We start from the raw sequence: 22,640 nt of genomic DNA, 5'->3' as shown, positions 1-22,640 counted from the left end.
CACCGGCGGCCCGCTGTGACCGGGCTCTCCCCCCGGCCACCCACCGCAGCCGCCCCGCCACCCGCCGGGACCGGCATGTGACCGGGGCCACCGCCCGACCCCGCCGAACGACCGTTCGGGCACGCCTGGTTGACTGCGGCGGGAGGTCAGGGTGGAAGCGTTGGTCGCGGCGTTCGCGCCGATCTGGGTGCTGACGGCGGTCGGGTGGCTCGCCGCGCGGACCGGGCTGCTGGGCGCGGACGCCGAGTCGGTGCTCGGCCGGTTCGTGTTCCACGTGGCGATGCCGGCCGCCCTGTTCACGGTGGTCGCCCGCACCGATCTCGCCGGGTTCGCCAACACCTCGATGCTGGCGTTCGCGGCCGGGACGCTGGTCGCCTCGCTGCTGGGCCTGCTGGCGGGCCGCCGCCTGTTTCGGCGCACGCCCGCCGAGCGGACCGTGGCGGTGATGGCGGCGGGCTACGTGAACTCCGGCAACCTCGGCATCCCGGTGGCGGCACAGGTGCTCGGCGACGCCTCCTTCGTCGCGCCGGTGCTGCTGTTCCAGGTGCTGCTGGTCACCCCCGTGATGCTGGCGCTGCTGGACTCCGCGACCGGCTCCGCGGCGCGCCCGGCCGAGCGGCTGCGGCGGCTGGCGCTGCTGCCGCTGCGCAACCCGGTGATCCTCGGGGCGGGCCTGGGCGCGGTGTTCTCGGCGGCGGGCCGGCGGCTGCCCGGCCCGCTGGCGCACTCGGTGGAGCTGCTGGGCGGCGCGGCCGTGCCCGCCGCGCTGGTCACCCTCGGGCTGTCCCTGCACACCCCGCCGGGCGCGGCGGCCCGGCGCCCGGACCGCGCCGAGCTGGCCGTCACGGTGCTGCTGAAGACCGCCGTCCAGCCGCTGGCGGCGCTGGCCGTGGGTGCGCTGCTGGACCTGCCGGGCCCGCAGCTGCTGGCGGTGGTGCTGCTGTCGGCGCTGCCGACCGCGCAGAACGTGTACGTGTACGCGCGGCTGTACGGGGCGGCGCCGGCGCTGGCCCGGTCCTCGGTGCTGGTGTCCACGGTGCTGTCGATGCTGACGCTGTCGGCCGTCGCCTGGGCGCTGGGCGGGCGTTGACCCGCCGGGCCTGTGCGCCGGGTCACAGGCTTCGCCCCGGCCGGGCCCGCTCACGTAGAGTTCGGCGGTACCCATGGGGAGATTGAGGAAGCATCCGCAGTGACGAACGCGCAGACCGAGCCGGGCGCCGCCCCGGTCGAGGACGACATCGACTACGGCAAGGGCATCGACCCCGAACGCCTGGAGCTGTGCCTCAGCGTGATCGCCGAGCTGGACGAGATCCATGTGGACCACCCGGACGCGATCCGGGTCCGGATGGCCGTCGGCGGGATCTTCCGCACCCTCAAGCAGCGCCGCCGCCAGGAGACCCGGGCCCGGAAGACCGCCAACGACCGCGCGGTGACCGCCCGGACCGCGACCGGCGCGCCGGGCCGGATCGACGACGAGACGGCCGGCGTGTTCGGCCTGACCACGGAGACCACCACCGAGCTGGCGGGCATCCTGGAGCGGGCCCGCTCCTGCTACATGTGCAAGCAGCGGTACACCGAGGTGGACGCGTTCTACCACCAGCTGTGCCGCAACTGCGCGAAGCTCAGCCGGGAGCGCCGGCACGCCCGCACCGACCTGACCGGCAGGCGGGCGCTGCTGACCGGCGGCCGGGCCAAGATCGGCATGTACATCGCGCTGTGCCTGCTGCGGGACGGCGCGCACACCACCATCACCACCCGCTTCCCGAACGACGCGATCCGCCGCTTCTCGGCGATGCCGGACAGCGCCGACTGGATCCACCGCCTGAAGGTGGTCGGCATCGACCTGCGCGACCCGGCGCAGGTGATGGCGCTGGCCGACGAGGTCGCCGCGGACGGCCCGCTGGACATCCTGATCAACAACGCCGCGCAGACCGTGCGCCGCTCCCCCGCCGCGTACCGGGAGCTGATCGCCGCCGAGTCGGCGCCGCTGCCCGCCGGGGTGCTGCCCGCGTCCACGGTGATCGGCCGGTTCGGGTCGGGCGCGGTGGACGTGCCCGCGCTGCCCGGGCAGAGCCGCGGCGAGCAGCCCGCGGTGAGCGCCGAGGAGGTCACCTCGCTGGCGCTGGTGACGGGTTCGGCGTCGCCGGAGCGGATCGCGGCGGGCACCGCGATCGACGCGGGCGGCCTGGTGCCGGACCTGGCGGACACCAACAGCTGGGTGCAGACCGTCTCCGAGGTCGGCCCGATCGAGCTGCTGGAGGTGCAACTGTGCAACTCCACCGCCCCGTTCATCCTGATCAGCCAGCTGCGCCCGGCGCTGGCCGCGTCCAAGGCGCGCCGCAAGTACGTGGTGAACGTGTCCGCGATGGAGGGCGTGTTCGACCGCGGCTACAAGGGCGCGGGCCACCCGCACACCAACATGGCGAAGGCCGCGCTGAACATGCTGACCCGCACCAGCGCGCAGGAGATGTTCGAGACCGACGGCATCCTGATGACCGCGGTGGACACCGGCTGGATCACCGACGAGCGCCCGCACCCGGACAAGATGCGCCTGCACGAGGAGGGCTTCCACGCCCCGCTCGACCTGGTGGACGGCGCGGCCCGGGTCTACGACCCGATCGTCCGCGGCGAACTGGGCGAGGACCTGTACGGTTGCTTCCTCAAGGACTACCAGAAGGGCAAGTGGTGACGGACGCTCAACTCCCGGCGGGGCCGCACCCGTTGCCGCCGATGGTCGGCGCGGGCGTGATCGTGCCGACCGGGGACGGCCGGGTGCTGATCGGGCGGCGCACCACGGCCGGCGAGTCGCCGAGCTGGAGCCTGCCCGGCGGCAAGGTCGACCACCCCGGCGAGTCGTTCGAGCAGGCCGCGGCCCGGGAACTGGCCGAGGAGACCGGCATCGTGCTGCCCGCCGAGGAGATGCGGGTGCTGGCCGTGCTGCTCGACCACGAACTGGGCCGCACCCGGGTGACGGCGGCGGTGCTGGCCCCGCCGAGCCTGGCCGAGGCGCTGGTCACCGAGCCGCACGCCTGCGCCGGCTGGGAGCGCGTCGCGGTGGACGCGCTCCCCGAGCCGATGTTCTACCCGTCCGCGCAGGTGCTGGCCGCCTGGCTGCCCGACTACCGGGCCCCGGGCGGCACTTCGCACTACCGCCTCTGACGCCCCGTCGGCGGTGCGCCGCCGCGGTTCACCGATCCCGGCGGACCAGCAGGACGAAGGTCCGGGCGTAGGCGTCGCCGTCGGCGACCCGCGGCCAGTCCAGGGCGGCGAGGGCCGCGGACGCGGCGGGGTGCGGTTCGCCGTTCACCCGGACCTCGGCGGTCTCCTCGCCGCCGCCGCTGCCGAACAGCGCCTTGACGCCGACGAGTTGGTCCCGTCCGAGGTCGCCGGCGAGCGCCGGGGCGAGGGCCGGCGGCAGCGGGTTGCGCACCAGCCAGTCCTGCACGGCGTGGTAGCGGTCGCCGGTGCCCCAGCCGACCATGCCGCCGTGGATGGCGTGCCAGCCGGGCATGCCGTCGGGGTCGCGCGGGTCGAGGTGGCCGGCGAACCGGCCGTTGTGGGCGACGAGTTCGATCAGCGACACACCGGTGGTGGCGGCCCACACCTCGACACCGCGGCGCACCGGGTCGTGGTCGCCGCCGCCGATGCCGACCACGCAGTCCGGGACGGCGGTCTCCGGGCGGTCCCGGTCGGCCAGGAACACCAGATCGAAATGGTGCGGATGCGTATTGTGCGGTTTTCCGAGCCGGACCGCGAGGGCCCCGGGCCCGCGCACCTCCGGCTCGTCCCCGCCCTCGACCCGCCACACCTCGCCGTGCAGCGCCGACAGTTCGTCTGCCACCGCACCCAGGACGACCTGCGCGGACGGACGTTCAGCGCTGTGCGCGGCGGCCTCCGGGCCGGTCCCGGACCGGCCGCGCCACCATGATCCCCATGCCATGCGCACACCGTAACGAGGTACCGGTTTGCCCACAATGCGCGGAACACTTGGTTTGCCTGGTGGTCGGAGGGGTGCGGTATGTGTATCGTCGCAATGCGCGATCAGGGACTTACGGGGACAGCAGCTGGGGGCGGCAATGGCTGTGCAACTACCATCGGGACTCAACGGGCTCATCGGCATGCTGGGCGTTCGCTTCCCCGGTGCCAATGAAGACGAACTGAACCGGCTGGCCGACCAGTTGGACAAGTTCTCCAGCGCTCTGGACTCGGCCCAGATGACGGCGGACAAAGCACTGACGATGCTTCACGCGGTCTACAAGGGCGCGTCCGCGGACCGCCTCTCGGAGCTGTGGAGCACCATCACCAAGTACTCCAAGGTGATCGTCGAGGTCTGCCAGACGATGGCCAAGGTGCTGCGCGCGGCGGCCGTGGTGGTCGAGGCGGCGAAGACCGGGTCGATCGTCCAGCTGTTCTCGATCCAGGCGAGCCTGGCGGCGGCCTCCTCGACCGGCCCGTGGAGCACCGCGGCGGTGCTCCGGCTCGGCCGCGAGCTGATGAAGCAGCTGCTGAACCAGGCGGTCAGCCGGCTCGCCCAGACGCTGCTGAAGCCGATCGAGGACATGCTCGTCAAGGCGGCGCAGGAGATCGTGCCGACCCCGTCCAACAGCTCCAACGGCCAGGGCTTCGACATCGACCTGGCCCAACTCGCCACCTGCGCCGCCGATCTGCGCCGCGGCGCGGACGACATCGAGTCGCACGGCATGGACTTCAGGCGGATCGCGTCCGGCCTGAAGGTCGGCGAGTCCGGCGACCCGTTCGGCAACCTGGCGATCCAGATCGCCGAGAAGATCCTCCAGACCATCGTCGAGGACGTGCTCAAGCGGATCGTCGGCTCGTTCCGGGACACCGCCGGCAAGATGGACAAGCTGGCCGGCAACCTGAACGAGAACGAGGACAGCAACCGGATGACGCTGAACGGGATCGCCTCCACGGTGTCGAACCCGTACAGCCCGAACCTCCCGACCGGCACCGGGCTCAACTCGGTCGGCCCGACCGGCAGCGGCCGCTCGGCGGACGCCGGGCTGGGCGCGTTCGCCGCCCTCATGCCCAAGCTCGGACCGGTCGGCAGCGGCTCGTCGCGCGGCGGCTCCGGCGGCAACGGCATCAACACGCTGGGCCTCAAGAGCCCGAACCTGGGCGCCATCGGCGGCTCCGGCGGCGGCCACGGCGGAGGCGGCGGCGGTGGCGGCGGCTCCGAGTCGGGCGGCTCCGGCGGCGTCGGCGGCGGGGCGGGCTTCGCCACCCGGCTCGCGGTGCCCGGCGGCAGCGGCTCCAAGAACGGCAGCATGCGCCTGGGCACCAGCCTGGAGGGCGACCACGGCGGCGGCGGATCGGCCTCCGGCGGCGGTGGCGGTGGCGGCGGTGGAACCGGCACCAGCACCGCCGGTGTCGGCGCCCGCCCGATGGGCGGCGGCATGATGGGCATGGGCGGCATGCACATGGCCGGCGGCTACGGCCCGGTCGGCGGCAGCGGCATCCGCGGCGCGCAGCGCCGCGGCGGCGGCCCGGTCGGCGGCGGCAACGGCGGCAGCGGCAACAGCAACGGCGAGAACGGGGACAACCCCGCGGACGGCGTCATCGCCGACCCGAGCGCGGCGGCCGGCTACGCCGCGATGCAGCTCGGCCGGGTCACCCCGGTCCGCCGCGAACCCGCCGCCGAGCGCGACGACCGCTACGACGGCGAGTTCGACGACGACTTCGACGCCGACCTCTCCGACCTCCCGGAGTTCACCGAGTTCAGCGACCCCGCCTGACCTCGACCACCCGATGGGCCCCGCTCGCCCGGTGCGGCGAGCGGGGCCCGTCGGCGTTCCCGCCCGGTCGGCCTGACGCCCCGTCGGGTCGGCCGGTGGGGCCGACTGCTCGTCAACTTCCGTTTCTTCCGTACTACTTCCCTTGAATTGACCGTGAACGGTAAACTTTGCGCCCATGGTGGTATGGACCACGAACGAAGGCGGTAGTTAGGGTCGTCTCGGCCCGCACCCTGGAACCTGCGACGGGACATGTTCGTGACCGACACTCTGACGGCACCCGACGCCGACGGCGCCCGCTACGAGGCCGACCGGCTCGACGCGACCGCCGCCTGGGTGGCCCGGCACCGTCCGCCCGGCAGCGGCGCACTCGCCGAACTCGGCGCCCGCGACGGAGCGCTGACCGGGCGTCTGCTGCGGGCCGGCTACACCGTGCACGCCGCCGAGCCGGACCCGGCGTTGCGGCAGCGGCTGCGCTCCGCGTTCGGCCGCCGCACCCGCCTGCGGCTGAGCGCGGCGGACCTCTCCGCCCCGCCGCCGGTCCGCCGCCGCTTCGGGGCGGTACTGCTGATCGAGGCCCTGCATGCCGGCCAGGACCTGGAGTTGCTGCACGCCCTGCCGACCGACCTGCTGTTCGTCGCGCTCGCCCCGTCCGCGCTGGACGGCAGGCTGCGGCCGTGGATGTCCGCGCAGCAGGGCTGGCTGCTGGTCGAGGAGATCGATCTCGCGGCTCCGCGGGCCGCCACCCGCCGCCCGGCCCCGGGCAGCCGGGGCGTGCTGCTGCGCCGCTCCACCTGACCGGCAGTCCGGCCCCGGTCCCCGCCGGGAAGGCCCAGGGCCTGTCTTCACACCCCCGCCCGCCCCACAACGCGCCCCCAGCCCCGGCGGCCGAGAGCACGCACCGAACGCCGCGGGGCCGCGGCGCGGGTTCGAAGACACGCCCTAGGAGTCGTCTTCAAAGGTCAGATCCAGAGCAGGATCGAGGCGATGGTGACGGTGGCCTGGTAGGACTCGTGGGTCTTGTCGTAGCGGGTGGCCAGGCCGCGCCACTGCTTGAGCCGGTTGAAGCAGCGCTCGACGACGTTGCGCAGGCGGTAGGCCGTCCGGTCGAACACGGGCGGGCGGCCGCCGCGTCGGCCCCGGTTCAGCCGGCCCAGGGCCTGGTCGGCGCGTTCGGGGATGGTGTGGCGGATGCCGCGTCTGCGCAGTTAGGCGCGGATCCGGCGGGAGCTGTAGCCCTTGTCGGCGATCACGTGGTCGGGTCGGGTGCGCGGGCACCCGGGCCCGATTCGCGGGACGCGGATCGACTCCAGGACCGCCTCGAAGCGGGTGCAGTCGTTGGTGTTGCCGCCGGTCAGGACGAAGCCGAGCGGGCGGCCCCGTCCGTCGCAGGCCAGGTGGACCTTGGTGCTCAGTCCTCCGCGGGATCGGCCGAGGGCGTGATCTGTCGTTTCGTCCCCGCCGACTGCCCCTTTTTTCCGCCGGCGGCGTGCTGGTGGGCGCGGACGACGGTGGAGTCGACCGACACGAGCCAGTCGATGTCGCCGACCGCGTCCTTCTCGGCCTGGACCTGCCGGAGCATCCGGGAGAACGTCCCGTCCAGCGCCCACCGGCGAAACCGCGTGTACAGCGTCTGCCAGGACCCGTAGCGCTCGGGCACGTCCCGCCAGGCCGAACCGGTTCGCAGCTTCCACACGATCCCGTTCAACACCACCCGGTCGTCCGACCGGGGACGCCCTGCGGTTCCCGAACTCGGCAGGAACCGCGAGAGCACGGCCCACTCGGCGTCCGACAGTTCATGACGACGTATCACGCCGCCATGATCTCACCGCTTGATCATCTTTGAAGACGCCCCCTAGGCTGACCCCGTGTCGATCTCCGGAACAGCCGCCTACCGCCGCCTCGACTCCCTGCCCGAACCGGTGCGCCGGGCCGTGGAGTTGGCCGAGCGCCTGGGCTTCGGGCAATCCTGCCGCCCGGAGCAGGGCCGGCTGCTCCGGGCGCTGGCGGCGGGCGCCCCGGGCCGGATCGGCGAGACCGGCACGGGGTGCGGGGTGGGCCTGGGCTGGCTGCTGGCGGGGCGGCGGCCGGGGGTGCGGGTGGTGAGCGTCGAGCGGGAGGCCGAACGCGTCGCGGCCGTCCGGGAGTTGTTCGCCGACGTCGCCGACCTGGAGGTCGTGCACGGCGATTGGACGGAGATCCGGCGGCACGGCCCGTTCGACCTGCTGGTGCTGGACGGCGGCGGCAACGGCAAAAAGGCGCCGCCCGCCGACCCGGACCTGCTGCTGAACCCGGCCGGCACCCTGGTCGTCGACGACCTGACACCGCTCACCGCCTGGCCGCCGACCCACCTGGGCCGACCGGACACCGGGCGCACCGTCTGGTACGAGCACCCGTCGCTGCTCACCACCGAGGTCCGGCTCGCCCCGGACCTCGCCACCCTGCTGGCCACCCGGCGCCCCTGACGGCCGGTCAGTAGCCGATGGCCTCCCGCAGCAGCAGCACGGTGGCCCGGCTGAACCGGGTCGGCGCGTGGAAGACCACCAGCTGGTTGACGGCGCTCGGCACGCCGTAGGCGGCCTCGGTGCGCTCGCTCTCCAGCGGCAGGGCGTGCTCCTCCAGCCGGCGCAGCGCGGCGGGCAGGTCGGGGACGACCTTCTGCGCGCCGACGATCCAGATCACCCGGGCGGCGCCGCCGGTGGTGGCGGGCAGCTGGCTGCCGCTGCCGGAGGCGAGCACCACGGAGCCGGTCTCGGTGACGGCGACGACGCTGCCGACGACCACGTCGGGGGTGCCGAGCAGCTGCCGGATCCCGTCGGCCTCGGTCTCCCGGTCCATGGCCAGGACGCGGGGCTTGACGGCGCGGGAGTAGCGGTCGTCGGCGAGGTCCTCGTCGATGCCGGAGAGCCGCAGGGTCTCGCTGGAGTAGGCGTACACGCTGTCCTTCTCGTCGACGAGTTCGCCGACCCGGGCGCGGGCGGCCGCGGCGTCCGCGAGGATCTCGACCGCGAAGCCGCGGGCGGCGAGCGCGTCGGCGGCGCGCTCCAGGCGGTCCGCGGCGGCCGGCTCGGTGTGCCGCGCGGCGGGCTGCCCGGGGTGCCGTTCGGCGGTCGGCCCGTCCTGGCCGGGCGCGGAGCCGCCGAGCGGGGTGGTGTCGAGGTAGCGGAGTTCGTAGACCCGCTCGGCGAACCGCCAGCCGTCCGGGGTGCGGCGGTAGGTGTCGTGGTAGATGGCGTAGTTGAGGCCTTCGATGCCGTTGCGGGTGCGGGCGATCTCGTGCATGTGGGCGCGGCCGGTGGCGGTGTCGCCGTCGATCGCTATCGCGCCGGGGTGGGTGTTCTGGACGAAGAACACCCACTGCTCCTGGAGCTTCTCGCCACCGAGCCGGATCTGCTCGGGGCCGGTCAGTTCGACCGGGACGTTGGGCATCCGCAGCACGCCGTCCGCGGTGAACAGGGCGGCGAGCCGGGCGCGGTCGCGCATCATCACGGCGTCGGTGAACTCGGCCTGCAGCGCCTCGATCTCGACGCGGTCGGCGATCGCCTGGAACGTGGTCATCGGATTCTCCGTTCGTCTTCCGGCCGGTGCCGGTACCGGTACGACCGGACGGCCGCGCGGAATGTGAGGCGGCGGCCGACGTCACGTTCCGGCCCGCTGTCCGGTCGTACCGGTCGGGACCCCGATCACCGACCGAGGAGACGAAGCACGATGGACCTTCCGCAGCAGCACGACGGCCCGGACGACCCGGTCATGGGCGAGCGCCGCCGGTTGACCAACCTGGCGTACCGGCTGCTGGGTTCGCTGGCCGACGCCGAGGACGTGGTGCAGGAGACGTACGCCCGCTGGTACGCGCAGTCGGAGCGGCAGCGGGCGGAGATCCGGTCGCCCGGCGGGTGGCTGACCACGGTGGCGGGCCGGATCTGCCTGAACCTGCTGGGCTCCGCCCGGGTGCGCCGGGAGCGCTACGTGGGCGAGTGGATCCCCGAGCCGCTGCCCGCGCACCGCGAGGCGGGCGGCGGTGCGGCGGCCGACCCGGCGGACCGGATCACCCTGGACGAGTCGGTGCACATGGCGTTCCTGGTGGTGCTGGAGTCGATGACCCCGGCGGAGCGGGTGGCGTTCGTGCTGCACGACGTGTTCCAGTACCCGTTCGCGGAGGTCGCGGAGGTCCTCGGCCGGTCGGCCGCCGCCTGCCGCCAGTTGGCCGCCTCGGCGCGCCGCCGGATCCGCGCCTCGGGGGCCCCGGTGAGCCCGCCGAGCACCCAGGCGGGCGTGGTGCGGGAGTTCAAGCGGGCCTGGGAGGCGAAGGACGTCCGGTCGCTGATGGACCTGCTCGACCCGGAGGCCACGGTGATCGCCGACGGCGGGGGCCTGGTCGGCGCCCTGCTGGAGCCGCTCACCGGCCGGGAGAACATCGTCCGGGCCTATCTGGACACCGCGCGCTTCGTGCCGGCGACGACGTTCCTGGAGCGCACCGTGAACGGCCAGCCCGGCCTGATCGCCCGGGTGGACGGCGTCACCTCCACGGTGTTCGCGTTCCGGGTCGTCGACGGCCGGATCACCCACATCTGGGGGGTGCGCAACCCGGAGAAGCTCCGTCCGTGGACCGAGGCCGACGGCAACGACCCGGCACCCGGGGGGGCCTGACGCCTCACCAGGAGCCGGTCCGGGACATCGCGAGGCTGTCGAGCAGCGGCGGCGTGGCGGTCTGCCACTCGATCATCATGATGGTGGCGTCGTCGGTGAGCCGGTCGTCCTGGTGTTCCAGGATGGCGTGCATCAGCCGGCGCAGCGCCTCCGGGGCGGGCTCGCCGGCGGCGGTGGCGCGGATCACGAAGTCGGTGAACCGGGACAGGCCGAAGAACTCGTGGTTGGCTCCCTTCGCGTCCACCACGCCGTCGGTGTAGATGAGCAGCCGGTCGCCGGGCTGGAGGGAGACGGTGCGGACGGTGCGGGGCCGGTCGGCCAGGTGGGAGAGTCCGAGCGGCAGTTCGCCCGGCCCGGCGAGCGCGTCGGTGACCACCTGGTCGGCGCGGATCAGCAGGGGCGGCGGGTGTCCGCAGTTCGCCCAGTGCAGGGTGCCGGTGGCGAGGTCGAGGCGCAGGAACACGCCGGTGGCGAACCGGTCCGGGTACCAGTCGTGCATGGCCCGGTCGATGGTGGCGACCAGTTCGGGCAGGTCGGCGCCGTTGCGGCGGGCGTTGCGGCAGGCCCCGAGGGCGAGGGCGGCGGTGAGGCCGGACGCCAGGTCGTGGCCCATCGCGTCCAGCACTGCGGCGTGCAGCACCCCGTCGGCGAGCGAGTGCTCGAACGCGTCGCCGCCGAGCTGGTAGGCGGGTTCCAGCACGGCGGTGGAGATGGCCCGCTCGGTGCAGACGGTGCGCGGCGGCAGGAAGGCGCGGAGCATCTCGGCGGGCAGCGTCATGGTGTCGGCCCGGGTGCCGTGGGCGTAGCTGTCGCTGGTGTCCCGTTTCGAGGTGATCATCATGGCCAGCAGGGCGGTGAGCAGCCGGCAGCGGCGGATCGTCTCCCGGTCCAGGGCGGCGGTGCGCAGGCCCAGCACGCCGAGCCGTTCGGCGCCGTCCACCAGCGGGAACCAGGCGACCAGGCCGGCCCCGCCGTCGTCGGTGACCCGCATCGAGCCGGTGCGGAAGGCCCAGCCGGCCAGTGTGTGGTCGATCGGCAGGTCGATGCCGTCGCCCATCGCCACCAGCCGGTGCTGCTGGATGTCGGCCAGGTAGACGGTGCTGGCGCCGAGGCCCAGCGCGCGGGTGTACTCCTCGGCGATCCGCGGCGCCTCGCGCGGGTCGAGCGTGCGGCCGGTCACCAGGAACCGTTCCAGCAGTTGCTCGCCGTGGTTCAACGGCAGGGTCTCGTCGGGCATCCCCCCAGCCCACCCCGGATCCGCCCGCCCGGCCCGGCGACACGGCCTGCGGACGGCGGGAAGTCCGCCGAACGGCCCCGCCCCCGCGCGCGGGGCGCGGCGGGCGGGCTGCCTGCTGGACGCCGCCCGGGGCTCAGCGGGCGACGTGCAGCACGCAGATGTCGTCGCGGCGCTGCTGCGGGGCGACCAGGGCCTCCTGCACGCCGTCCAGGAAGCGCTCGCGGCCGACGGACTCGGTGGCGACCCGGGCGAGCCGGTCCAGGCCCTTGTCGAGGCTCTCGCCGGGGGACTCGATCAGGCCGTCGGTGTAGAGCAGCAGGTGGTCGCCGGGCAGCAGGCGCAGCGTGGACTGCACGTAGTCGGGGGAGGTGGTCGCACCCAGCAGGATGCCGCCGGGGGCGGGCAGGTAGCGGGGCGTGCCGTCGCGCAGCAGCAGGGGCGGCGGGTGACCGGCCTGGACCCAGTCGAGGGTCGAGGTGGCCGGATGGTAGCGCGCCATGATTATGGTGGCGGTGCCGAAGTTCCGGTCCGAGCTGTGCAGCAGCAGCGTGTTGAGGCGGGCGAGGATGGTCGGCAGCGAGCTGCCGGTGACGGCCATGCCCTTGGCGGTGAAGCGGAGTTGGGCCATGGTGGCGACCGCGCCGAGGCCGTGGCCGGCCACGTCGCCGATCACCAGCAGGGCGCTGCCGTCCGGGAGTTCGATGGCGCTGTACCAGTCGCCGCCGACGTTGAGGCCCGCCTGGAGCGGGTGGTAGGCGATGTCGACGGTGAGGCCGGCCAGCCGCAGCGACTGTTCGGGCAGCGGCAGCAGGGCGTGCTGGAGGTCGGCGGCGAGCTCGCGTTCGGCGGCCAGTTGGCTGCGCTGGACGAGGGCGGCCCGCTCGTGTTCGAGCAGTTGCTGTTCGGCGTGCGCGACGGCGGTGCGGTCCTGGAAGAAGCCGTGCACCTCGACGGGGGTGCCGTGCCCGTCGGTCTCGCCCTCGGCGACGAGCCGCACGTGCCGCAGCCGCCCGTCCGGGGTGGTGAGGCGGAAGGCGTGGTCGACGGCCTCGCCGGTGCCGAGCAGGCCCCGCACGGCCCGGTCGAGGGCGGGGGCGTCCTCGGGGAGCGCGTGCCGGGGGAGGTCGGGGAGGGCGATCGGGCCGAGCGGGCGGGACCGGCCGAAGATCGTGTAGACCTGCTCGGACCAGATGGTCTCGTTCCGCGTGAGGTCCCAGTCGGCCCAACCGAGCTGCGCCAGCCGCTGCATGGCGGTCAGTCGGCGCCGGTCGCGCTCGCCGCTGTCCAGCCGGACCCAGGAGACGGTCAGCCCCTGGCTCGACGGCGCGGCCCGCACCGCGAACCGGGACAGCCGCGGCACGCCCTCCGACTCCTCCGCGTACTCGAACGGTTCGCTCTCGTAGCGGACGCCGGTGGCCAGCGCGTCCAGGTAGCCCTGCCACAGCTCGCTGCCGGCCACGCCCGGGTAGGCCTCCAGGATGCGCAGCCCGACGAGTTCGCGGCCGCGGCGCCCGGCGACGTCGACCGCGTCGGGCGAGGCGGCCGCGATCCGGAAGTCGGCGACCCGGCCGTCCGGCCCGGTCTCGGGCACCAGGAAGGTCACCGATCCGGGCAGGCCGTCCAGCACCTCCTGGACGGCGGCGGTCGGGCCCTCACCGCCGCGGTTCGCCGGGCGGCCGGACGCCGCGCGGGCGGCCGGCGGGCGGGGGTACGGGTGGCGGCCGGACGACGACGCCCGGCCGGCCTCCGGACCGTCGCCGGGGCCCGGCCCGAAAACTGCCACGTCTCCACGGTCGGTCATGGGGACGAGCATGTCACGCCCGGACGCCGACCCGGCACTCCGCCGGTCGGAGACCGGTGACGCCGGCCCGCCGCACCGCCCGGGAGCGGGCCTACGCGCCGGTCCGGCCGTCCAGCAGTTCGCGCACGATGTCCAGGTGGCCGTTGTGCCGGGCGGTCTCCTCGATCAGGTGCAGCAGGATCCACCGCAGGTCGACGTGCCGCCCGTCCCGGACCGGGCGCTCGGCCTTCGCGTCCAGGTCGTGTTCGGCGACCAGCCGCCGGAGCCGCTCGGCCTGCTCCTCGTACTCGGCGAGCAGCTGCTCCAGCGGGACGTCGACGGCGGTCCGCATCTCCGGGTCCGGGTCGTCGTCGGTGGCGTCGGCCAGCGGGCCGGTGAGCTCCTGCCCGAGGAACACCGCCTCCAGCCACCAGTGTTCGACCCACCGCAGGTGGCTGATCAGCCCGCACACCGTCATCAGCGGCGAGCCGGGCAGCGGCGAGCGGCGGGCGTCCTCCGCCGAGAGGCCCTCGCACTTGGCCCGCGCGGTGGCCCGGGCGTAGTCGAGGAAGGTGGTCAGTTGCGTGCGCTCGTCCCAGCTGGGAGGCGTGTCGGTTCGCTCGGTCATCGCGCGCAGTCTGCCCGACGCCGGCCGCACCGTCGACCGGATTTCGCCGCCGCTGCCGGTACGGTGGACCGGCCGGGCCCTCCACTGCTGTGCAGCTTTCCGCGCGTGGCCCGCAGGGGGAGGTCCGGCCGTGGAGCCGTCGGAGCAGCAGCACGTCACCAACACGGTCAGCGGCGGCACGGTCGACGGCCTGGTGGTCCAGGCCGGGATCGTGCACGTCCACGTCTCGGAGCAGCCGGCGCCCCGGGGGCCGGTGGGCGTGCCCCTGCGCTCCCTCGCCGATCCGACGGCGTTGAACGTCCGCCGGGCCATCGCCGTCGACCGCGGCGACGGCGGCGGACTGCCCGTCTACGTGCCCCGGGCGCACGACGAGGCGCTGCGCGCGGTGGTGCGGCAGGCCGCCGAGGGCGTGAGCGGCACGGCCGTCCTGGTCGGCGGCTCGTCGACGGGCAAGACCCGGGCGTGCTGGGAGTCGCTGCGGGAGCTGCCGTCGCACTGGCGGGTGTGGCATCCGCTGACACTCCGTCGGCTGCTCGCGGCGCTGCGGACGCCCGGCGCGCTCGCGCCCTGCACGGTGGTGTGGCTCGACGAGGCGCAGTCGTACCTGCTCCAGCCCGCCGACCCGCTGGGCGAGGAGGCCGCGGTGGCGCTGCGCGAGCTGCTGACCGTGCCGGAGCACGGCCCGCTCCTCGTCCTGGGCACGCTGTGGCCCGAGTACTGGCAGCTCCTCGACGAGGACCGCCACCGGGGCGCGCGGGCCGTGTTCGAGGGCCGCGGCATCCGGGTGCCGGACGCCTTCACCCGGCAGGACCTGGCCGAACTCGAGCGGGTCGCCGGAGCGGACCCGCGGCTCGCCGAGGCGGCGGCGAAGGCCCGGGACGGCGAGGTCGTCCAGTACCTGGCGGGTGCGCCCGCACTGGTGGAGCGGTACGAGACCGCCCCGTCCGCCGCCCGCGCGCTGATCGACGCGGCGATGGACCTGCGGCGCCTGGGCCACGGCGTGGACCTGCCGTGGCCGCTGCTGGCCGCCGCCGCTCCCGCCTACCTCACCCGCAGCCGGCTGGCGGCGGCCGCACCCGAACAGTGGCAGGAGGCCGTGGTCGTCGCCACCCGGCCGTGCCGGGGCGCCCCCGGCCCGCTCACCGCGGTCCCCTCCCCCGGCACGGACGGCGCGCTCCCGCCGGACCGGCCGTGGTTCCGGCTGGCCGACTACCTGGAGCAGCACGGACGCAGCACCCGCGCCCAGGAGGTTCCGGGCGCCCGATTCTGGGAGGCCGCGGCGGAGCACTGCGCATCCCCCGGCGACGCCGTCGCCCTCGGCCGGGCCGCCCTGGCGCGCCTGCGGCTGCGGCACGCGGAGCTGCTCCACCGGACGGCGTACCGGGCGGGCGCCCGCGCCGCGCTCCACGGCCTCGCCGCGATCCGGGAGCGGACCGGCCACCCGGAGGAGGCGGAACGCCTCGCCCGGGAGGCGGCGGACCAGCGCGACATGACGGTCTTCCAGCTGCTGGCGCGGATGCGCGAGCAGGCCGGAGCACTTCAGGAGGCGGCGCGGCTGTACCGGGCGAACGCCGATGCCGGCAGCGAGTTCGCCCCCTGGGACCTCGCCTGGCTGGAGGAACGCAACGGCAACCCCTCCGCGATGGACCGGCAGCTCTCCCGGGCGCTCGCCGCGAAGAACTTCGACGCCCAGCTCGTCGTTCCGTGGCTCCGCATGGGCCGGGACAAGCACCCCCTGTTGGACGACCTCGTCCACGACGCCGCCACCCGGGGAAGCGCCGTCGCCCTGTGGGCCCTCACCTCGGCCCACTGGCGCCCGGCCGTCCCGGAGCCGGAGCAGTCCGAGGAGGCCTGCCGCCGCGCCGCCGACGCCGGACACAGCCGGGCCCTGGAGGCGCTGGCCGAACGGCGGTCCGCCGACCCGCACTGGGCCAGGCTGCTGCGCTACGGCCTGGAACCGGACGGCCGGACCTCTCCGCCCTGGGACTGACCGCGGTCCCTTCGGGACCCGGTCGGCCCCGCTGCGCGTCCCCGCACCCCGGACGGTCGGACTCGGCCGGCGGCTCCGGGACGACCGGGTGACCGGGTGACCGCAGAAGTCGCGCGGTAGCGAGCCCGTCGGCAGGCACTTGGACAGTCGACCCGCCTTCCCCGGCCGTCGGAGCGCCGGACGGTCTCGAACCCCCGGGGCCGCGACCGGTCTGCGGGCCCCCGACCGGTCTGCGGGCCGCGGCCGGGCCCGACTCGGGCCGGTGGGAAGCGGATCCACCCGGTGGTCGGGCCGCCGCGGCTGCCCGCCCGTCCGGGCGCGGAGATTTTCCCGGGAGCTTCCGTCATCGGCGGACAGGAGCTGTACGGGTCTGCTCAAATGGTTCCCTCGATCGGCCCGGCCGCCCGCGGTCCGGCCCTCTTCGTGCGGGGGACCACGTTGGCAGCGAGGGCATTGGTGCACGGCGCACCGGCGCTCCTTCCGGTGATACCGGCCGTCCGGGACTTCCCCGGCTGGCAGGGCGGGTTGGCGTCGTTGGGGGTCGCCCATCCGGCGCGGGCGCTGCTGCCGCCGGGCCGGATCGACGCGCCGCCGGAGTTCCGGGTGCTGGACGGCCTGTGGTTCCCGGTGCGCGGCCACCGCTGGCGCCGGGCGGACGACGGCTACCTGGCCGAACTCGCCGCCGAGTGGCGACAGTCGGCGGATCCCCGGGCCGCCGCCGTGCTCGCCCTGCTGCGCCGGGCGGCACAGGCGCTGGAGCTGGACCCGATGGCGCTGCGGCGTCTGACGCTCTATCAGGTGTCCGAACGGGCGGCCGCGGAGGGCGGTCCGGCCGAGGAGGCGCTGCGCCGCCTCGGGGTGCATCCGGCGGAGGCGGCCGAGCTGGCCGCCGCGACGGCGTACCGGCCGCGGGTGGACCGGGCGGCCGCCGAGGGGCTGTGGGACGCCTGGGCGGAACGCCGACTGGACGAGACGGGCGCGCTGCTGGCCCGGCTGCCCGGCGCGCCCAGCGGCGACCAGGTGCTCGACGCGGTGCGCCACCACCACCGGAGCGAACTCGCGGGCCGGGACGCGCTGTTGCGCGAGGCGGCGGCGTCCGCCCGGCGCGGTGAGCGGGTCACCGCGGTGCGGTGCTGCCTGCGCGCGGCCCGGCTGGACCGGGCGGACCGGCGGCCGCTGCTGGAGCTGGTCCGGATCGCCGAGCACGACCGGGAACCGCCCCGCGGCCCCCGCTTACGGGCCGAACCGTCCGGCGCGGGCGTCGAGTTGGCCTGGACTCCGGTCTCCCGTCGATCCCCGGGCGGCGAGCCGGTCGGGTACCAGGTGCTCCGGCTGGACGCGACGGACCGGCCGCCCGGCGCCCGGCCCGCCGAGCCGGTCCCGCTCGGCCCCGTCGACCGGCCCGAACTGCGGGACTCCACCGTCCCGTTCGGCCACCGGGTGCGGTACGCGGTGGTGCCGGTCGCGGCCGGCCGCCCGGTCGGCGGCGCCGTGCTCGGCCCGCCCGTGGTGCTGGCCCCGCCCCCGGCGGACCTGCGGCTGGTCCCGGGCCGGAACGCGGTCGCGCTGTCCTGGACGGCTCCCGCTCCCGCCGAGGAGGTCCGGGTGGTGCGCACCGCCCCGGACGGCCCGGCCCGCGCCGAGTGGACGCAGCCGGCCGCCGCCGGAGCGCTGGTGGACCGCGGCGTCGATGCGGGCGTGCACCGGTACGCGCTGGCCGCCGGGTACCGGGCCGCCGACGGCGCCCGGGTCTGGTCGGCCGAGGTGGCGGCGGCCACCGTGGTGGAGCAGTACCCGGAGCAGGTCGCCCGGGTGCGGCTGGCTCCGGGACCGGACGGGACGGTGGCGGTGGAGTGGCCCGCGCCCGCGCACGGCCGGTCGGCACTGGTCGCCTGGCCCGATGGCGTGCCGCTGCCGCCGCCCGGCGAGGAGCTGCCGGACGCCGCCCGGCCGGAGGCGGCTGCGGCCGAGCCGGTCGGGGGCGGCCTGCTGCGGGCCGAACTCGCGGTCGTGCCACGCGCCTTGAACCGCTGCCTGCTGGTCACCGCGCTGGGCGGCCGGGCCGTCGCCGGGCCGGGCGTGGTGGTCGACGCGGTCGGCGGCGTCGAGCGGGCGACCGCCGAGCGGACGCCGGACGGCCGGGTCCGGTTGGCGTTCGCCTGGCCCGATCCGGCCGTGCAGACCGAGGTCCGGTGGTCGCAGGGCGGCGAGCAGGACCATCGCCTGGTGGCCCGCAGCAGCTACCTGCGGGAGGGCCTGGTGCTGCCCGTCGACCGGCGGCCCTGCACCGTCGTCCTCACCCCGGTCGGCCGGGCCTCGGCCGACCTGGTGCTGAGCACGCCCGTCGAACTCGCCGTCCCCGCGCGGCTGCGGATCGCCTGGCGGCTGGAGCGGCCGCCCCGGCTGGGCCGCCGCCGGCCGTGGCAGCTGCGCCTGCGCACCGAGCTTCCGGCCGCCCCGGACGGCGAACTCCACTGGCCGTGCCCGGACTTCTCGCTGGTCGCCGCCGCCGGGGCGGTCCGCCCGCTGCGGCCCGAGCAGGGCGAGGAGCTGCTCCGGGTGCCCGGCGCCGAGCTCGCCGACGGACTCCCCCACCTGGCCGAGCTCGATCCGCACCGGATCGCCCGGCCCGCCGTGCTGCGCGGCTTCCTGGTCGGCCCGCACGCCGGGGCGGCCGAACTGCAGGATCCCGACCCCGACTCGCTGGTGGTGCGTTGAGATGACGGACGTGGTCTGCCCGTACTGCTTCACCCGGGACCGGTCGTCCCGGCTGCTGTTCCGCTGCCTGGCACAGGGCTCCCGGGTCCGCGGCGCCGCGCCGTGCGGCGCCGAGTACGACGAGGTGTGGGCGGCGTTCGCCAACCACGGCGGCAGCCGGCACACGGCGATGCGCGGGCCGCTGTTCGCGCCGGCCCACCGGATCGGCCGGCCGCCGCGGCTGCGCGAGGAGTGCCCGAACTGCGGGGTGGCGACGCCCGTCCGGGTCTGCCGGACCTGCCACAGCGACCTGCCGAACGACTACGGCGACCAGCCGACCCGGATCATCGCCCTGGTCGGCCCGAAGACGGCCGGCAAGAGCACCGCGATGACCGTGCTGCTGCACGAGCTGCGCGGCGCGGCGGGCCGCCCGTTCCGGGCCACCCTGACGCCGATGGGCGCGGCCACCCAGAGCCGGTTCAAGGAGCTGGAGGACGACCTCTACGACGGCCTGCGGCTGCCCGCCCCGACCCAGAGCGCCGCGATGAGCTTCAACGATCCGCTGATCTTCCGGCTCAGCCTGGAGCGCGACGGCCTGGCCCGCCGGGGCAGCCGGGCCACCACGCTGGTGTTCTTCGACGCGGCCGGCGAGAACCTCGCCAGCGCCGAGGCGATGGACCGCTACACCGCCTACCTGGCCGCCGCCGACGGCATCATCCTGATGGTCGACCCGCTCCAACTGCGCTCCGTCCGCGAGTCCTTGGCGGACCTCGGCCGACGCCTGCCGGACCTGGAGGCCCCGCCGGACCAGATCGCCGCCGACCTGGCCGCCCAGCTGCGCGGCCACCGCCGGCGCGACCGGCACGGCCTGGTGTCCACCCCGCTCGCGGTCGCCCTCACCAAGAGCGACGAGCTGCTCGGGCAGCTGCACCCCGGCTCGCCGATCGCCCGCGCCGCCCGGCACGACGGCGGCGAGCTCGACGAGGCGGACCGGATCGCCGTGCACGACGAGGTCCGGGCCCTGCTCGCGCAGTGGGACGGCGGCGCGCTGCACGCCCAACTCTCCGCCGACTTCCGGACGTTCTCGCTGTTCGCGCTCTCCGCGCTGGGCGCGCCGCCGCCGGACGACGCACCGGCCGACGCGCCGAGACAGGGCCCGCAGCCGCTGCGGGTCGCCGACCCGCTGCTGTGGCTGCTGGGCCGGCACGGCGTGCTGAAGGTCCGGCGGCCGAAATCCGGAGCACAGGAGGCACAATGACGCTCCGTCAGCTCCACTACACGTCCGCGCCGCCCGGACCGGACGGCTCCGGCTTCCGGTTCACCTCGGTCAGCGACGGCGTCGGCCCCGAGGTGCTCCGGCTGGCCGAGCCGGTGCTCGGCTACGAGCCGCCGCGGGACGCGCCGCTGCGCCCCGCCGAGGCCGAGCTCGCCGAGTTCCCGGTGGCGTTCGCGCACACCCGGCTGCCCGACGGCAGCTCCCTGGTCAGCCGCACGGTGTACACCGGCGTGGACTACACCGGCCGCTACGGCAACTTCCACGCGCACGCGGTGCACCTGGCGCCCGGCGAGTTCCTCCCCCACCCCGAGCGGCCCGCGGAGCAGCTGCGGCCGATCGAGGTGTGGGAGTCGCCGTCCTGGCGGCAGGACGCCCCGGTCGGCCAGGCGCCTCCCGACCTTCCCTTCCTGAAGCAGGGGTTCACCTTCGGCCGGGAGGTGCTGTGCCGGTTCGCCGCGGAGCGCGCGGAGCAGCTGGCGCCGTTCCTGGCGGACGTCCGCGCGCTGTTCGCGGACCCGCCCGGCCCGCAACTCGTCCTGGTGGAGCGCGACCCGCGGGCGGTGGCCCACTGGGTGGCGCTGGCCACCGGGGCGCTGCCCGCCCGGCACGCCGCCGAGCTGACCTTCACCACGTACACCCGCCGCCCGTACCGCTGCGGGCAGTCCATCGTCGGGATCCGGCCGGACGCCGAATTCTCGTTCGGTCCGGTCGAGTTGCAGCACCACTACCGGGTCCGGCACGGCCTCGGCGGGCCGTCCAGCCCGGTCGCCGGCGACCCGTGGGCGGAGCTGGCCGCGGCCGTCTGGCTGGCCGGCCGGGTCGAGCTGTTCGCCCGGGCGGCCGGCCCCGAGGGCGGGTTCGCCACCGGCCGGCTGGCCGCGCTGGCGCTCGCCGCGGGCGTCCCGGTCGGCGCGGCGGCGGCCCGGGCGGCCGCCGAGTGGGCGTGCGCCCGGCCGACCGACCCGGCGTTCGCCGGTTCCCCGGGCCGGCAGGACGAGTTCTGGGACGGCCTGACCGCCGGTCTGCTCGCCGCGGACGCCGTCGGACCGGACGGGCTGCGCCGCCTCGCCGGTGCGCTGCACACCGCCGGCCTCGGCGCCCGGGCCGTCGCCGCCCTGACCGCGACCGCGCTCCGGGCCGCCGTCCTCGACCCGTCCGACGAACTCGCCGCGCCCGCGCTGCCCGCCGACCCGGAGGCCCGGCGCGAGCTGGCCGACTCCCTGGCGCCCGCGCTGCGGGCCCGGATCGGCGACCCGGCGACCGACCCGGCCCGCCTGCTCGGCCTTGTGGAACTGGCCGGCCGGCTGGGCGTCGACCCGCAGGCGCCCGCCGGGTCGCTCGCCGAGCGCCTCACCGCCACCCTGACCGGCGCCGACCCGCAGCGGGCCGACCGGACCCGGCGGCTGCTCGACGCGCCCGGCGGCGCGGAGCTGCGCGCCGCCGTCCTGGACCGGCTGAACGACCTGGCCCGGGAGGACGACCCGGCGCCGTTGGCCGCCGTCGTCGGCTCCCGCCTCCGGTTCGACCGCGCGGAGCTGACGGACCGTCCGCACCTGGCGGCGGTCCGGCGGGCCGGCCGGGACCACGCCGGGCTGTCCGGCACCCGGCTGCTCACCGCGCTGCTGAACGACGCGCTGAGCGACGGCACCGCGCCGTCCGCCGGTGCCGGCGGGGACCGCCCGGAGGGCGATCCGCTGCTGCTGCGCACCGTGTTCCGGCTCGGCTGGCCGGACTCCCCGCCGACCGTCCTCGACGCCCGCGAGGTGCTGCGCGTGTGCCGGCACCCCCGGTTCCCGCCCGACCTGCTGCCCCGCTCCGGCCTCGGCACCGGCCTGGCCCGCGCCGCGCTGGGCGCCGCCGCGGACGACCCGCACGCCGCCTCCCTCGCCGGGGAACTCCTGGCCGGCTTCGCCGACCGCGGCCTGCCGCCCCGCGAACGCGCCGCCCTGGAGGCCCTGCACCTGGCCGGCGAGCTCCGGGCCGGCCGGGTGGACCGCGGCTTCACCCGGCTCGCCCTCGAACTCGCCCTGCGCGCCGCCCCGTTGGAGGCCGCCGTCGCCACCCGGCTGACCGGCGCCCTCGCCTACCTGCTGCTCGGCGGCCACAGCGGCCTGGCCCGCGGACGCGCCCCCGGCGTCGCCGAGGTGCTGCTGCTCGACGAGGTCGGGACCCTCGCCCGCAGCGGAGACCCGGCGGCCCTGGCCGCCTACCGGACGCGGGCGGCCGGCCCGGTCCTGCGCCGCGACCTCGCCAACGACTCGCGCTACCCCGCGGCCTGCTTCGTCGCCTGGTCCTCCTTCCCCGACATCACCCCCGGCTGGGAGCGCACCCGCACCGACCTCCTCGACCAGGTCCTCCGGCCCACCCTGCGGGCCCTCCCCGCCGACGCCCGCGACCGGATCGGCTCCCTGGTCGCCGCCACCCCGTTCCGGCCCCCCGGCGACCTCGCCTGGTCCACCCTCTGGGCGGACTGGCACCGGGGGCGCGGCCCCGGACTGGTCGGCCGCCTCTTCGGCCGCGCCCGCCCGGGCCCGCCCCGCCGCGGCGCGAACGAGCTGACGCCCGATCAGGACGACCGGGGGAAGCGGTGACCCGGCCCGGGGCCGGCCCGCGCCCCGCCGTCGCCCCGACGTCC

General features: G+C 75.9%; 16 protein-coding genes and 1 pseudogene. 11 read left to right on the top strand and 6 right to left on the bottom strand.

What is annotated here, in order from left to right; translation table 11 throughout:
* Positions 1 to 151: 151 nt before the first annotated feature.
* The 3 genes from ACFV1L_RS20275 to ACFV1L_RS20265 all read left to right on the top strand — a co-directional run bounded on the left by ACFV1L_RS20275 (position 152) and on the right by ACFV1L_RS20265 (position 3,159).
* Positions 152 to 1,090, top strand: a complete 939-nt coding sequence (locus ACFV1L_RS20275; RefSeq protein ID WP_380367649.1) for an AEC family transporter — start codon at positions 152 to 154, stop codon at positions 1,088 to 1,090.
* 99 nt (positions 1,091 to 1,189) lie between these two features.
* Positions 1,190 to 2,689, top strand: a complete 1,500-nt coding sequence (locus tag ACFV1L_RS20270; RefSeq protein ID WP_380367647.1) for an SDR family NAD(P)-dependent oxidoreductase — start codon at positions 1,190 to 1,192, stop codon at positions 2,687 to 2,689.
* Positions 2,686 to 3,159 carry an NUDIX hydrolase gene (locus tag ACFV1L_RS20265; RefSeq protein WP_380367646.1) on the top strand — a complete coding sequence of 158 codons (474 nt, stop codon included), beginning with the start codon at positions 2,686 to 2,688 and terminating at the stop codon, positions 3,157 to 3,159. The genes ACFV1L_RS20270 and ACFV1L_RS20265 overlap by 4 nt, the downstream gene beginning before the upstream one ends.
* A 28-nt stretch (positions 3,160 to 3,187) precedes the next feature.
* Here the strand turns inward: ACFV1L_RS20265 and ACFV1L_RS20260 are convergent, their stop codons facing one another.
* Positions 3,188 to 3,940: a DUF6348 family protein gene (locus ACFV1L_RS20260; protein WP_380367644.1), complete on the bottom strand. Its 753-nt coding sequence runs from the start codon at positions 3,938 to 3,940 to the stop codon at positions 3,188 to 3,190.
* A gap of 178 nt (positions 3,941 to 4,118) precedes the next feature.
* Between ACFV1L_RS20260 and ACFV1L_RS20255 the strand changes: the two genes are divergently transcribed.
* Both ACFV1L_RS20255 and ACFV1L_RS20250 read left to right on the top strand, forming a co-directional pair.
* Complete coding sequence (locus ACFV1L_RS20255) at positions 4,119 to 5,753, top strand: hypothetical protein (protein WP_380367642.1); 1,635 nt, start codon at positions 4,119 to 4,121, stop codon at positions 5,751 to 5,753.
* A gap of 255 nt (positions 5,754 to 6,008) precedes the next feature.
* Complete coding sequence (locus ACFV1L_RS20250) at positions 6,009 to 6,548, top strand: hypothetical protein (RefSeq protein ID WP_380367641.1); 540 nt, start codon at positions 6,009 to 6,011, stop codon at positions 6,546 to 6,548.
* Positions 6,549 to 6,712: 164 nt separating this feature from the next.
* On the opposite strand, the pseudogene ACFV1L_RS20245 reads toward ACFV1L_RS20250, so the two are convergent.
* A pseudogene (locus tag ACFV1L_RS20245) lies at positions 6,713 to 7,560 on the bottom strand (IS5 family transposase).
* Between the two features lie 58 nt (positions 7,561 to 7,618).
* Between ACFV1L_RS20245 and ACFV1L_RS20240 the strand changes: the two are divergent.
* On the top strand, positions 7,619 to 8,215 hold the full coding sequence (locus ACFV1L_RS20240; protein WP_380367639.1) for an O-methyltransferase: 597 nt from the start codon (positions 7,619 to 7,621) through the stop codon (positions 8,213 to 8,215).
* A 7-nt stretch (positions 8,216 to 8,222) separates the two neighbouring features.
* On the opposite strand, the gene ACFV1L_RS20235 is transcribed toward ACFV1L_RS20240, so the two are convergent.
* On the bottom strand, positions 8,223 to 9,308 hold the full coding sequence (locus ACFV1L_RS20235; protein WP_380367638.1) for an LUD domain-containing protein: 1,086 nt from the start codon (positions 9,306 to 9,308) through the stop codon (positions 8,223 to 8,225).
* Between the two features lie 150 nt (positions 9,309 to 9,458).
* On the opposite strand from ACFV1L_RS20235, the gene sigJ reads away from it, so the two are divergent.
* Positions 9,459 to 10,397, top strand: a complete 939-nt coding sequence (gene sigJ / locus ACFV1L_RS20230) for an RNA polymerase sigma factor SigJ (protein WP_380367636.1) — start codon at positions 9,459 to 9,461, stop codon at positions 10,395 to 10,397.
* 4 nt (positions 10,398 to 10,401) lie between these two features.
* On the opposite strand, the gene ACFV1L_RS20225 is transcribed toward sigJ, so the two are convergent.
* From ACFV1L_RS20225 to ACFV1L_RS20215, 3 genes are all read right to left on the bottom strand, one after another.
* Positions 10,402 to 11,634 carry a PP2C family protein-serine/threonine phosphatase gene (locus tag ACFV1L_RS20225; protein WP_380367634.1) on the bottom strand — a complete coding sequence of 411 codons (1,233 nt, stop codon included), beginning with the start codon at positions 11,632 to 11,634 and terminating at the stop codon, positions 10,402 to 10,404.
* Between the two features lie 133 nt (positions 11,635 to 11,767).
* On the bottom strand, positions 11,768 to 13,435 hold the full coding sequence (locus ACFV1L_RS20220; protein ID WP_380367632.1) for a PP2C family protein-serine/threonine phosphatase: 1,668 nt from the start codon (positions 13,433 to 13,435) through the stop codon (positions 11,768 to 11,770).
* A gap of 91 nt (positions 13,436 to 13,526) precedes the next feature.
* Complete coding sequence (locus ACFV1L_RS20215; protein ID WP_380367631.1) at positions 13,527 to 14,042, bottom strand: DinB family protein; 516 nt, start codon at positions 14,040 to 14,042, stop codon at positions 13,527 to 13,529.
* 130 nt (positions 14,043 to 14,172) lie between these two features.
* Between ACFV1L_RS20215 and ACFV1L_RS20210 the strand changes: the two genes are divergently transcribed.
* The 4 genes from ACFV1L_RS20210 (at position 14,173) to ACFV1L_RS20195 (ending at position 22,596) form a co-directional block, all read left to right on the top strand.
* Positions 14,173 to 16,032: a tetratricopeptide repeat protein gene (locus tag ACFV1L_RS20210; RefSeq protein WP_380367630.1), complete on the top strand. Its 1,860-nt coding sequence runs from the start codon at positions 14,173 to 14,175 to the stop codon at positions 16,030 to 16,032.
* A gap of 456 nt (positions 16,033 to 16,488) precedes the next feature.
* Complete coding sequence (locus ACFV1L_RS20205) at positions 16,489 to 18,750, top strand: hypothetical protein (RefSeq protein ID WP_380367628.1); 2,262 nt, start codon at positions 16,489 to 16,491, stop codon at positions 18,748 to 18,750.
* A 1-nt stretch (position 18,751) separates the two neighbouring features.
* On the top strand, positions 18,752 to 19,987 hold the full coding sequence (locus tag ACFV1L_RS20200; protein WP_380367626.1) for a hypothetical protein: 1,236 nt from the start codon (positions 18,752 to 18,754) through the stop codon (positions 19,985 to 19,987).
* Positions 19,984 to 22,596, top strand: coding sequence for a GTPase-associated protein 1-related protein (locus ACFV1L_RS20195; RefSeq protein ID WP_380367625.1), 2,613 nt, complete (start codon positions 19,984 to 19,986; stop codon positions 22,594 to 22,596). The genes ACFV1L_RS20200 and ACFV1L_RS20195 overlap by 4 nt, the downstream gene beginning before the upstream one ends.
* The last annotated feature ends 44 nt before the right edge of the window (positions 22,597 to 22,640 follow it).

Origin of the sequence: Kitasatospora sp. NPDC059646 (assembly GCF_042734615.1) — a bacterium.
In the GTDB taxonomy this organism is placed as follows: Bacteria; Actinomycetota; Actinomycetes; order Streptomycetales; family Streptomycetaceae; genus Kitasatospora.
The sequence above is the reverse complement of the archived record's forward strand: the minus strand, read 5'-3'. Positions and strand labels throughout refer to the sequence as shown.

Coding starts and splice junctions, on each gene's coding strand:
- ACFV1L_RS20200 (WP_380367626.1), top strand. CDS start 18,752: ATGACGGACGTGGTCTGCCCGTACTGCTTCACCCGGGACCGGTCGTCC.
- sigJ (WP_380367636.1), top strand. CDS start 9,459: ATGGACCTTCCGCAGCAGCACGACGGCCCGGACGACCCGGTCATGGGC.
- ACFV1L_RS20220 (WP_380367632.1), bottom strand. CDS start 13,435: ATGACCGACCGTGGAGACGTGGCAGTTTTCGGGCCGGGCCCCGGCGAC.
- ACFV1L_RS20225 (WP_380367634.1), bottom strand. CDS start 11,634: ATGCCCGACGAGACCCTGCCGTTGAACCACGGCGAGCAACTGCTGGAA.
- ACFV1L_RS20215 (WP_380367631.1), bottom strand. CDS start 14,042: ATGACCGAGCGAACCGACACGCCTCCCAGCTGGGACGAGCGCACGCAA.
- ACFV1L_RS20195 (WP_380367625.1), top strand. CDS start 19,984: ATGACGCTCCGTCAGCTCCACTACACGTCCGCGCCGCCCGGACCGGAC.
- ACFV1L_RS20255 (WP_380367642.1), top strand. CDS start 4,119: ATGCTGGGCGTTCGCTTCCCCGGTGCCAATGAAGACGAACTGAACCGG.
- ACFV1L_RS20260 (WP_380367644.1), bottom strand. CDS start 3,940: ATGGCATGGGGATCATGGTGGCGCGGCCGGTCCGGGACCGGCCCGGAG.
- ACFV1L_RS20235 (WP_380367638.1), bottom strand. CDS start 9,308: ATGACCACGTTCCAGGCGATCGCCGACCGCGTCGAGATCGAGGCGCTG.